Below are 11,880 nucleotides of genomic sequence, written 5' to 3' on the forward strand. Positions count from 1 at the left end.
TGAGGGTAGTCCTGGATATGTGATGATTTTTTGTGGCGCGGGCGACGCCCGCGCCACAAAAAATCATCACATGAATACCACTGAAACGTGCCGTAACGATGACGACCTTGATTGCACCGGATTTAAATACCTATATCAATGACCGCAATCGTTGGATGAATGGACTGGCGATCGCCTATGTTCTGGGGGGGTATGGGTTGGGGGTCTTTTGCCTGACTACGCCGAGTGTGTGGTTGAATCTGATTGGCGTTGTCCTGGTTGTCCATACCTTGATTGGCTCAGCCTACCTGGTTCATGAAGTGATCCATGGCAATATTTTTCGTAAACCAGAGTGGAATGCGGCATTGGGGCAACTGCTGGTGTTCCTCAATGGCTCTTGCTACTGCCGCTATCATGACCTGGCAGGAAATCACCTGGCACATCACAAAAATCGAGCTGATTTTTCGCCGTTTTCAATTCCCGATTTTTTGCGATCGCTCCCCCAACCATTGCGTCGTGCGATCGTGGCATTGGAATGGTGCTATTTTCCTGCTCTCAATTTTATTTTGCGGTGGATTGCCACCCTATCTCCATTCCTGGGTGAAAAGCGCCGCGATGAACGGCTGCGCAATACCGTTTTATTGCTGATTCGAGGCAGCTTGTTTACGGCGTTAGCCTTCTATTCTCCGCGTGCTGTCGTTCTCTACGGTTTTGCCTATATCTGTTTTATTAATAGTTTGCGATTTGTCGATTGCTTTCAACATACGTACACGGTGTTTCGCCTGGGACAACCGCTGCCTAAATATACGTTAGAACATGAGGAAGCCAATACGTTTTCTAACGTGATCTCTCGACGTTGGACGGGGCTAAATTTGTTACTCCTCAATTTCGGCTATCACAACGCCCATCATCGAGTCATGCGCTGTCCCTGGTATCTCCTCCCTCAGCTAGATGCCGAATTGTATCCGCGTGACTATCGCCAGTATTTAACTCTGCCAGAACTGGTGGGTAACTATCACCGCTTTCGGATCCATCGCTTATTTAATGGTCAGGGGCAAGTGGACGATGGCGATCGCGGTTTAAACATTGATCAATTTGTGGGTGGCATTGGCGTGTCATTTCTAATTCTGCGTGAACCATTGGACTGGTTGGACGTGAACGTTAGCGAATGACTATTGCCCAGATCCCCGACATTATAAAACTCCAGTTTGGCTGTGGCGCGGCTCTGCCGCGCCACAGCCAAACTGGAGTTTTATATTATTGCTATCAAATCCACGGCTCATCGTCGTCATCTTCATCATCGTCGTCCAGATCTGATGCCGATGCGGTTGTATCGATCGCCTTTGGTGGAATCGGTTCGGGTTCAGCTTTAGGGGTTGGTTTAGCCTGAGGCATAATTTCTGGCTCCACAACGACGGTTGGGGCTGCTTCGGCTTCATCTCCCCAAATATCGTCAAATTCGTCAAAGTCTTGTTTCTGCCGTTGATTTTGTGTCTGCAACGGCATGGTTGCTTTTGAGGATACCTCTGCCGGTTTCTCGTGCAGATGCTTGCCACTAGAAGCAGTGGATTGGACATTTAATTCATCCGGTTTCTGAGCTCGATCTTGCGGCTTTAACTCGTCAACATCATCATCAAAATCAAACTCGTCGTCAAACTCATCAGCAAACTTGTCTTGTAATTTATCACCAAACTCATCGTCAAACTCATCGCCGAACTCATTATCAAACCCTTGAGTCTGACGCGATGAATAGCGATCGCGAGTGTCTAGTGGATTGCTGAGGTGCTGAGTTTGCTCTTTGACTTGCTCGGCTAACTGCTGACTTTTTTCTTTGGCGTGTTCCAGCCAGGTTTTTGATTCTTGCTTCAGTGACTCGCCCAACCGTTCGGCTTTATATTTTGCTTGTTCTGACAATACTTGAGCCTGTTCTTTGGTCTGTCCCGTCAGATCTTGAAACTGTTCTTTAACCTTATGGGTGAAGTGCTGCGTGGTGCGGGCGATCGCCTGAAATTCTTGCGTTACCCCTTCCACCCCTTCTTTTAATAAATCGCCAACATCTGCCAGCTTTTGGGGAATCCCTTCTTGATAAAGGCTAATTTTTTGATTTGCTGCTTCTGAAACCAGTACTCGTTTCTGACCAAATTCTAAAAACAAGCGGGGTGAAATCTGATAAACTTCGCCTGCAATGCCACTCCAACCGCTGGAAACAAAGAGGTATTGGGTAATTACACCCGTCTGAAGATTAAACACACAATCAATAATTTTGCCCAGGCGATCGCCGGATTCTGTCCAAATTTCGTGATGGATCAGAGACTCTAGTTGTTGCACTTTGCTGGCATCCGTTGCATCCGGTGCGCCACTGGTCATCACCCCGTTGGAACCAACACCCTCAATCTGGCTGAGCTTGAAGGCTGCTTTTTGGCTTCCCAAAAATCCTGATTTACAAATAAACCCCAAAACCCGGTGCGCTTGAGGATACATCCACAACACCTCAATCCGCCCTCGTTCTTTTATGCTGTCCCGCGTCAGCACCAACTGGTTCAGCAAGTCGCTTTGCTTGATCACCGCTGGTTTTGTGGTCATAGTTTCCGTTCCCCAGTTTTTCCTGATTGATCTCTACCGTGAGACCGTACGGAGTATCTTCAGTGTTGCAAACACGAAGTTTTGCAACACGGGGGTTTGGGGGCTGTGCCCCCCCAAGAGGGGGTAACCCCCCTCCACCCCCTCTAAAACTTTTAAGTTGGTGTACTAGACCGTTATTCTATCAATTTCTTCTCGGACGATGTGCAAAACGACCTGCGGCGATCGCAGGTTTACCACCTGAGACCGAGATGAAATGATACCTGGTAGAACAAGCGATCGCTTCTATTGCCTAATTTGGCGTTAGCAACCGATGTGAAATTGATTACATCTTTTTTCTACGAGAAAGGCTCTAAGCTTGATGCCGTCTGGATTTCCGCGATCCAACCGGGAACCCATCCGCCGCAAATTTCATCTAGTTTATAGGGTCTGCGCCAGCAGTCATTCATTAACATGTGCAGCATGATTTTGGCATGGCTGATACTAACTCTGGATTTACCTGTAAATCTAGAGTTCTAACTTAACTAACGTTGAATTCAATCATCTGAAATGGGGCATCTTCTCTAGTTCTTCTCGATTCACTCCTATTCTAAAGAGCCAAGTTTGATAAACGCTTACTTAGTTCTGTCAGGAGTTAATTCCCATGACTCACTCCATTGCGATTTCAGTCAAACAACCGTTTCGGGTAGCAAGTACACTCAGGGATATTTGGCAGGGACGCATCGAACCCGTATCCTTGCTACCTAACAGTTATAGGGTGCTTGCTCCAGATCACAATGGTATAGCTATGGAAATTTTTCCGAATGATACGGAGTTTGTTTTATCTGAGAATGAACAAACCATCGAGTTCTTCTACGATATGCTGGCTTGCAGATTTACTGGGACGTATGACGCTATCCCAGTGCCAACGACCCAGGCACAAATCGAACTCATTGCTCAACAACAAGGTTGGAAAGTGGGATCTCGTAGTCGTGGGTTAACGAAAGGGGTTGAACTGTGGGTCGAAAACCAAATCTTACTGGTTTTGTGTCCTAAGGCGATCGCTCCTATCCCCGCTCAATTTGCTTTGCAATGGTGTACGCCACAGGTTGGTGTTTGAGATCTGCGCTTTGTATCGATCTTAACCATCGACCAGGGTTTATTTGAGTGCAAAGCGCTGTAAATCAATCATTCTAGATATCGATGGAGTTGGCTCATGGCACATATTCGTGAAATTGTCCGTCAGGCGATGACGACGGGTTATCTGAGCGTCTCCGCAGAAGAACAGTTGCGATTATTGCTCAGATCAAAATATGGTTCAGAAGATTTTGCTGCCTTTATGAAACTCCAACAGGCAGCTATGGAAGGGGCAGTTAAGCAAGAATCACGCGAGATGGTGCATGCCTCAGTCTGGGGGCAATAACCTCTCGTACACTTGCCTGACAGCACGGGTCTTACAGCAATATTCCATTGCTCAAGCCATAGATTTTTTGGTATATGCCGCGCAGAGCGCGGCATATACCAAAAAATCCTAAATTAGTGATTCTAAGAATCTATTCAGAGGATTGATTGTTTGTGCCTTTAGGCACAAACAATCAAAGCGTTCAATCACTGGGGTTTGTTTTAAAAGTTGTTTTTTCGTGCGCTTCGCGCACGAAAAAACAACCTTGCTTAGCGAGTTTTAAAACTCGCCCTGGTGTAAAAGCGTTGCTGAGTCAGGCTTGCCGCAAATACTCTAGTGTTAGCAGGGCACGAAGCGCTATAGTTATGATGCCTAAGCGAGGATGTATTTTAAACAACTTCTCGGGCTTAGGCATGACAGTCGATGAATATACGTCTCCGTGTCTTGATTCGAGTCGCGATCGCAGTTGGAATGATTTCTGCCACGGGTGTGGGGTATTGGCTAGGGCACGTCGTTGTCATGCCTGACGGATCGATTTCACAGAGCCTGCTCAACCCGCTTCAATGGCTTGAATTCATCGGACTTGGTTTGTCTGCCATCCTGTTCAGTATCTGGTTACGCCATCGGATCAAGGTGGAAGCGATACCAGACCCCATGCAAGTGCTGACATCGGCAAAACCGGATCTACTGCTGAGAACGATTACCCAACGGATTCGGCAATCCCTTGATTTAGAAGAGACTCTGACGACAGCAGTCAATGAAGTCCGGCATGTATTTCGAGCAGATCGGGCATTGATTGTTCGCTTGTACGCTGATGGTTCAGGACACGTTATTAAAGAATCCGTGGCTTCAGCCTATCCCATGACGGCTCAGATGCTGTGTCTGGATGGGTGTTTCCCGCCAGAGGGCTACGAGTATTACTGTCAGGGGCACCCGCACATTGTGTTAGATGCTGCCAGTGATGATGGGGCAGCGTGTTTGACCCAATTTATGCCCGACGTGGGGGTGAAGTCGAAGGTTGTTGCTCCGATTGTGCAAGAAGCCGATGCAAAGCTCTGGGGCTTGTTGATCCTGCATGCCTGCGCAGACTATCGCCAATGGCAAGCCGAAGAGGCTGATCTATTGCAGCAAATCAGTAATCAGTTGGCGATCGCCATCCAGCAATCTCAGCTCTATCAAACCGTACAGCAGCTCAATAGCAATTTAGAAGAACTGGTACAAGAACGGACTGCCCTATTTCAGCGGGCATTGGAATTTGAGGCATTGCTCAAGCGCATTACGGATAAAGTACGGGATTCTCTGGATGAAGCACAAATTTTAAAGACTGCTGTTCGTGAATTAGCCTTGGGGTTGGATACCTATAGCTGTGATACCGGCTTGTATGACCTGGAACACCAAACCTTCACCGTGATCCATGAGTATGTGCGGTATCCGGTGCCCCCGGTCGAAGGGCAAAGTGCTTGCATGGCAGACTATCCCGAACTCTATGTCACCCTGTTGCAAGGGCATTATCTTCAGTTTTGTTGGTTTCCCAATCAGATTCAGCCCATTCGCCAATCGCCCGAGCGCTTTTCCGTTCTGGTTCATCCGTTGATGGATGATCAGGGAATTATTGGCGATCTCTGGCTCTATCGACCTGCCGCCATGGGGTATGAAGAACTCGAAATTCGCCTGGTCGAGCAGGTTGCCAGCCAATGTGCGATCGCCCTACGCCAATCGCGGCTTTATCAAACATCTCAGGCGCAAGTTTTAGAGCTAGAACGGCTCAACACGTTAAAGGATGATTTCCTCAGCACCGTGTCGCACGAACTGCGCACGCCCATTTCCAATATCAAATTAGCGACGCAAATGTTGGAGATCAGCCTGAAAAAGGTGGACGATCTGGGCACTGCCGAACGTTCGATCCATCGCTACTTCGATATTTTGAAATATGAATGTCAGCGAGAGATTAGCTTGATTAACGATCTCCTCGATCTCAATCGTTTGGATGCAAAATGCGATGCGATCGCGTTAACTCGGGTTGAGCTGGCTGACCTGGTGGAACGTGTCAGTCAACCCTTTAGCGAACAAACGGACAAACAACGCCAGCATTTTCAAATCGATCTACCTGACTCATTACCGATCTGGATAACTGATAGGTCTTACGCCGAACGAATTGTGGCGGAGTTGCTCAATAACGCCTGCAAATATACCCCTGCCGGAGAAACGATCACCCTGGTTGCCCAGATGTTGGCACCGACTGCCACATCACCCCAACTCAGTCTCCAAATCCAGGTGACGAATAGTGGTGTAGAGATTCCGCCGGATGAGTGCGATCGCATTTTCGACAAGTTCTATCGCATTCCTAATAACGATCCCTGGAAACATGGAGGCACGGGGTTGGGGTTGGCACTGGTCAAACGCCAGATCGAACGCTTGCAAGGCACTATCACGGTCGATAGCCAGCGGGGATCAACTCGGTTTACGGTCACCCTACCCCTGCTGTCTGAGAATTTAATTCATGATCCCCAGCACAAACCTTCCATTCACTCACTAGAGTAGAAGTAGGGGTGATTCGGGAGAGACCGTTGACTAAAAATATTTTGAAATTAAGACTGTATCCTGCAATTTTGATTGCAGCCGTTGGAGTGGGTCTGTTCGCTCTCCTGCTCAGTCGATTTAGCATTACTGCCTGGATCGAGCCGATCCCCCCTGATTCCGTCGTTACGCCATCCGAGCCGAGTCCCTCACCCACGACCTCTGGACTAACCGAACTGCGATCGCCGTCTCCTCAACCCAGTCCCGCCGTAACACCCCTTGCTTCTGCTCCTGCAACTCCTGCGACTCCAGCCTCCGCCCCGTCAGAAGAGACCCCTACTGCTGTCATCCAGCTTGGCAAGCTGCGGGTCAGTAATCAGACCAACCAACCCGTAAGAGTTGCTCTGCTAACGCTAAAATCCAGTTCGACCTTAGATATAACCCCCTCGGCCGAGCCACCCCACCCCACCTATGCCGAACCCGTCCATTGGGATTTCGCTCCGCAAGAAGGCAGTGCGAAAGGATTGCTGCTGTCGTTGCCCGATGGCGACCTGCAACTGCAACAAGGCGACATTTTAGTTGCCTTTGCCCAGGATGGTTCCCGACGCTATTGGGGTCCCTATGTGGTTGGAGAAACACCAACTCCTGTCTGGAATGCGGACGGATCGGAATGGTTATTAATTTTGACGCCATAAACCCAAAGAGATTCGCCCGATCTTGACTGCATCTGTAATGCCGGCATTGTTTAATAGCGGGATGAATTTAGATGTGAACCCGAAGGGTTCACGTCCAAATTCATCCCCAAAATCAGCCATGCCGGAATTCCTGGTCAACGGCTGAATCCGTGATGCGATGGAATTTAGTGTGGGTGCCGCGCAAAGCGCGGCACCCACACTAAATTCCATCGCGAGATTATGCAATGCCTTCAGAGGTTTTCGGTTCTAAAGTGGCAGTAAGATGAGATCCGATATTGAGTAGGTTGCAAGAGATTGAGGATGCTAAGCCAGCTTAAAGCGCTCCCACCCAATTGGGAAAAACAGCCAACAGTCATCTGGACGGGTTCGATTTTAGGGATACTGCTTTTGTGTGGGCTGGCGTTTATCTGGCAGTTGGGTAGCACAGGGCTCATGGATGAAACCGAGCCCTTGTTTGCCGAAGCCTCTCGGTTGATGGTGGTGACGGGCGACTGGGTGACGCCCTATTTTAATGGAGAGACTCGCTTTGATAAGCCGCCATTGGTCTATTGGTTGATGGCGATCGCCTATCAAGTGATTGGGATCAACACCTGGGCAGTCCGGTTTCCGTCGGTTTTAGCGGCGTGTGGGATCACGGTCTTAGGATTTTTGACGCTACAGGCGTTTGGTACCTCAGCCACTCCTGGCGATCGCACGCAGGCAGAGAGCGATCGCCCACCTGTGAATGCTCAACGTCAACGCTGGCTAGCAGCATGGATTGGCACTGCCATTTTAATCTTCACGCCCCTCTCCCTTGCCTGGGCACGGATCGGGGTTTCAGATATGTTATTGAATGGCTGTATGGGATCCGCCCTCCTGGCATTTTTTTGGGGCTATGCCCAACCCCTGGGCACCCCGACCAAATTTCGCTGGTATCTGGCGTTTTACATCCTCAGTTCCCTGGCAGTACTGACCAAAGGTCCCGTGGGGATCGTGCTACCCATTCTCATCATTGCTGCCTTTTTGCTTTATCTGGGTAAACTTCGCGAAGTTTTACAGGAAATGCAATTGCTCTGGGGCAGTTGTATTTTTCTGGTCATGACTCTGCCCTGGTATATCCTCGTCATCCGCGCCAATGGCGAAGCCTATATCAATTCCTTCTTTGGCTACCACAACCTGGAACGGTTTACAGAAGTCGTCAATCAGCACAGCGCTCCCTGGTTTTTCTATGTCCTGATTGTTTTGTTGGGGTTTGCTCCCTGGTCATTCCATCTGCCCGTGGCGATCGCCCGTCTTCAATTTTGGCGACGACAAGACTGGCAACACCTGCCGCGCAGTAGCCATTTAGGATTGTTTGCGCTGATGTGGTTGGTTGTCATTTTTGGTTTTTTTACGATTGCAGCAACCAAACTTCCCAGTTATGTAATCCCGCTGATGCCTGCGGCTGCCATTCTGGTGGGGTTATTTTGGAGCGACCAGATGATCCAACGGCAATCGTCTCGCGGCGTTGTCGTCAGTAGCATCGTTAGCTTACTTTTTGCTGGAGCGATCGCGATCGCCACCCTCTACAGTCCCCATTTGAGCGGGGGTGATCCAGCCATGCCCCAGTTGCCAGAGCTGTTGCAACAATCGGGCATCCTCATCGGGGGAGCTGCCATTTGGATCATTGCCGTCCTGGCTGGCATCGGTTTACTGGTACGTCGTCAAGGTCATTGGCTGTGGTTGCCCTATGTTCTCGCCCTACTGCTCTACGTCATGGTGGCTGTCCTGCCTGCGGCAGCTTTGGTTGATTCCCAACGGCAACTGCCCCTACGACAACTGGCAAGCACCATCGTGCAAACAGCACAACCTGGGGAAGAAATCATCATGTTTGGCATGAAAAAGCCCAGTTTGTCCTTCTACACCGAAAAACCTATTACCTATCTGTCTACGATCAAGCAAACCACTAATCGTCTCAATCGCCTGACTCGAAGCCGCGCCAAAATTCCATCTGCGCTGGTGGTTGCCTATACCTACAAAATTCCTCAGTTGGAATTGCCACCCGATCACTACCAAGTGCTTGACCAAAAAGGTGCCTACGAACTGATCCGGGTGAACCTGCAATAGTCGGTCGTTGAGGAGCGAGGATTGAACCCCAATTCGTGTTGAGAGGACAACGGCAGAGCCGTTGCCCTCTCAACACGAATGACAAGTTCATGCATTCATCTGTGATCCTCAGGTTTATAGCGGTGTGCAAGTTCGTTAAGTACAGAAACGGTGTTGTGGGGCGCTCCGCGCCCCACAACACCGTACTGAATCAACCTGCACAGCGCTATAAATTCATACCAAATTTAAATGAAATTTTGGGCACATGGGACTTCAGGAGGGGCTTGGCACTGCCAAGCCCGTACAGAGATCTGTCGTGCTTTCAATTCACATTGGTATCAGTCGGCTAAAGGAGGGAGTTGCGTCGCAACTCCCTCCTTTATTCATGGAGAGAGTGATAGCGATATCGGGCTATACGCTCAGAAACCGTAGGAGGATCGGTCGAAAAGCAGCGCTCCGTGACGCTTTTCAACCTATCACCCGCCCTAACTCAGTGGCATCCAACTGTAGTCAAAAGCAAAAATTTATTATTTTTAATAAAATCCCCGATTACGACCAGGCTCTATCCTGCAAGCCTGCCTTTACCCAGCAACCTATAGATGAATCTAAGGCAAACCATAGCTAAATCTATAGGGATTGGGATTGATCCCCTGATGCGTTAGTTACCTCGTGAGGTAATCAAGCGTTTGCCTGGCTTGACGTTCATCCATTTTTAGTGAATAGCAGAGGATCGCGTGAAATCTGGCGATCGCATTTCTCTGACCCAGAATTTTTAGACGCTGAAAAAACCTGTTGCGCCCCATCTGTATAGAGAATATTTTTTGTCTTTTGTTCTGATTTTTATAAAAAACGGAGATTAAAATTTGATTTATAGGCTTTTTGAGATTTGAGAGCTGATTTGAATTAGTTTTTATCGATAATGAACATCTTTAAAATTCATAGCCTCTCCTTAGACCCACAAACGATAATCTAGACCCTTTCTTTTCCCCTGCAATTCATGAATAATGCAGTCATTAACCGATGAGGCAACGGTTGAGGTCAAGGGTTGTCACCGTCACGCGGTACGACCCTACTTGTTTCAAATCAACCTATAGGAGAGAACCATAGTGAAACTCGCAGTTTATGGAAAAGGCGGTATTGGCAAGTCCACAACGAGCTGTAACATATCGGTCGCTTTAGCCAGACGGGGCAAGAAAGTCTTACAAATTGGTTGTGATCCAAAGCACGATAGTACCTTTACCTTGACTGGCTTTTTGATTCCTACCATCATCGATACGCTGCAAGAAAAGGACTACCACTACGAAGATGTCTGGTCGGAAGATGTCATCTACAAAGGCTATGGTGGGGTCGATTGCGTTGAAGCCGGTGGTCCTCCCGCAGGCGCAGGTTGCGGTGGCTATGTCGTCGGTGAAACCGTCAAGCTGCTGAAAGAATTGAACGCGTTCGACGAATATGATGTCATTCTGTTTGACGTGTTGGGTGACGTGGTCTGTGGTGGATTTGCCGCACCCCTCAACTACGCGGATTACTGCATGATTGTGACGGATAACGGGTTTGATGCCCTGTTTGCCGCCAATCGAATTGCTGCCTCAGTCAGAGAAAAAGCCAGAACTCATCCCCTGCGTCTTGCCGGACTGATTGGCAATCGCACCTCCAAGCGTGATCTGATCGACAAATATATCGAAGCAGTGCCCATGCCTGTGTTAGAAATTTTGCCGTTGATCGAAGATATCCGTGTCTCGCGAGTCAAAGGCAAGACCTTGTTTGAGATGGCAGAAAGCGACCCGTCGCTGAATTATGTCTGCGACTACTATCTCAACATTGCCGATCAAATCTTGTCGTCTCCCGAAGGCGTTGTGCCCAACGATTCCCCCGATCGCGAACTCTTTAGTTTGTTGTCTGATTTCTATCTCAACCCGGCGCAACCCCCTGTTAAGACCGAATCTGAAGAACTAGATCTAATGATGGTCTAAAGGAGTGCAATAAGTGATGAGTTTTGAGTTATGAGTTTTAAGTTAGTCTAATTAACTCGACACCTTTATCTTAAAACTCATCACTTCTGGGGCGTCCCGTGAACATCGAACAGTTCCGTCAATCTCTTAAAGCGCAGTGGTTAGATTACTACCGCACCAACCGTCATTGGTTAACCCGTGTCGGAGTCTGGGTGAGTTGTGAAGGGCAGCGTCGTCCCTCTTCCAGCTTCATCCTGGCAACCCTATCGGTCTTAGAACCCCAACTAACGCACCTTCTTCCCCTGATTGTTGACCTGAGTAGCAATCCAGATCGCATCGTGATTGCTTTGGGTCTTAACTTTAACCCCGATGAAGCGCTAGAAGCCTTAGGGAAGGGAGAAGAGGCGATCGCAGAGAAAAACCCAAAAATGCTTCCGGGTGGAATTCCAGAGGTCGATTTTCTCACTCAAAAATCACCAGTTGCCGTTGCAGACGAGTCTTGTGAAGGCGTTCGCGGTAACTCGGATCAGAGAACCCGAGAAAGAGGCTGAGGGAACAGGCTGAATGCGAAAGGCTGAAGATTAAAGCGCGATTGGCTGACGTAGCATCTCCGCCAGGAGAAATCGACCAGGAGTCTGCTGCATTCCCGATTGATAAGGACGTGAGACCTGCAAACGTTCCAAATTCCTAACTCCTAACCCCTGAACCTTAC

9 protein-coding genes are annotated in these 11,880 nt (G+C 48.8%); 8 read left to right on the plus strand and 1 reads right to left on the minus strand.

Going from position 1 to position 11,880, the window contains the following annotated elements; all coding sequences use genetic code 11:
• Window positions 1-98: 98 nt before the first annotated feature.
• On the plus strand, window positions 99-1,151 hold the full coding sequence (locus tag ACR6Z4_RS11195; protein WP_479717348.1) for a fatty acid desaturase family protein: 1,053 nt from the start codon (window positions 99-101) through the stop codon (window positions 1,149-1,151).
• A 94-nt stretch (window positions 1,152-1,245) separates the two neighbouring features.
• Here the strand turns inward: ACR6Z4_RS11195 and ACR6Z4_RS11200 are convergent, their stop codons facing one another.
• On the minus strand, window positions 1,246-2,562 hold the full coding sequence (locus ACR6Z4_RS11200) for a PRC-barrel domain-containing protein (RefSeq protein ID WP_479717349.1): 1,317 nt from the start codon (window positions 2,560-2,562) through the stop codon (window positions 1,246-1,248).
• A 640-nt stretch (window positions 2,563-3,202) separates the two neighbouring features.
• Between ACR6Z4_RS11200 and ACR6Z4_RS11205 the strand changes: the two genes are divergently transcribed.
• The 7 genes from ACR6Z4_RS11205 to ACR6Z4_RS11235 all read left to right on the plus strand — a co-directional run bounded on the left by ACR6Z4_RS11205 (window position 3,203) and on the right by ACR6Z4_RS11235 (window position 11,719).
• A complete protein-coding gene (locus ACR6Z4_RS11205; protein ID WP_479717350.1) occupies window positions 3,203-3,658 on the plus strand; it encodes a hypothetical protein in 456 nt (151 codons plus the stop codon).
• Window positions 3,659-3,754: 96 nt separating this feature from the next.
• Window positions 3,755-3,961 (plus strand): hypothetical protein, encoded by a 207-nt coding sequence (locus ACR6Z4_RS11210; RefSeq protein ID WP_479717351.1) that lies wholly within the window; start codon window positions 3,755-3,757, stop codon window positions 3,959-3,961.
• Window positions 3,962-4,363: 402 nt separating this feature from the next.
• Entirely contained in the window at window positions 4,364-6,481 is a 2,118-nt protein-coding gene (locus ACR6Z4_RS11215; protein ID WP_479717352.1) for a sensor histidine kinase, read from the plus strand.
• A gap of 26 nt (window positions 6,482-6,507) precedes the next feature.
• Window positions 6,508-7,152 carry a hypothetical protein gene (locus ACR6Z4_RS11220; protein ID WP_479717353.1) on the plus strand — a complete coding sequence of 215 codons (645 nt, stop codon included), beginning with the start codon at window positions 6,508-6,510 and terminating at the stop codon, window positions 7,150-7,152.
• A gap of 300 nt (window positions 7,153-7,452) precedes the next feature.
• The gene (locus tag ACR6Z4_RS11225; RefSeq protein WP_479717354.1) at window positions 7,453-9,237 is read left to right on the plus strand and encodes an ArnT family glycosyltransferase; all 1,785 of its coding nucleotides are present in this window, start codon (window positions 7,453-7,455) and stop codon (window positions 9,235-9,237) included.
• A 1,085-nt stretch (window positions 9,238-10,322) separates the two neighbouring features.
• Entirely contained in the window at window positions 10,323-11,189 is an 867-nt protein-coding gene (bchL, locus tag ACR6Z4_RS11230; protein ID WP_479717355.1) for a ferredoxin:protochlorophyllide reductase (ATP-dependent) iron-sulfur ATP-binding protein, read from the plus strand.
• Window positions 11,190-11,287: 98 nt separating this feature from the next.
• Window positions 11,288-11,719 (plus strand): DUF5331 domain-containing protein, encoded by a 432-nt coding sequence (locus ACR6Z4_RS11235; RefSeq protein ID WP_479717356.1) that lies wholly within the window; start codon window positions 11,288-11,290, stop codon window positions 11,717-11,719.
• The last annotated feature ends 161 nt before the right edge of the window (window positions 11,720-11,880 follow it).

It is taken from the genome of Calyptranema fuscum S582 (assembly GCF_055793305.1).

Excerpts from the sequence above, each read along its gene's own strand:
- ACR6Z4_RS11215 (WP_479717352.1), top strand. The coding sequence starts at position 4,364 with ATGAATATACGTCTCCGTGTCTTGATTCGAGTCGCGATCGCAGTTGGA.
- ACR6Z4_RS11205 (WP_479717350.1), top strand. The coding sequence starts at position 3,203 with ATGACTCACTCCATTGCGATTTCAGTCAAACAACCGTTTCGGGTAGCA.
- ACR6Z4_RS11195 (WP_479717348.1), top strand. The coding sequence starts at position 99 with ATGACGACCTTGATTGCACCGGATTTAAATACCTATATCAATGACCGC.
- ACR6Z4_RS11225 (WP_479717354.1), top strand. The coding sequence starts at position 7,453 with ATGCTAAGCCAGCTTAAAGCGCTCCCACCCAATTGGGAAAAACAGCCA.
- ACR6Z4_RS11210 (WP_479717351.1), top strand. The coding sequence starts at position 3,755 with ATGGCACATATTCGTGAAATTGTCCGTCAGGCGATGACGACGGGTTAT.
- ACR6Z4_RS11200 (WP_479717349.1), bottom strand. The coding sequence starts at position 2,562 with ATGACCACAAAACCAGCGGTGATCAAGCAAAGCGACTTGCTGAACCAG.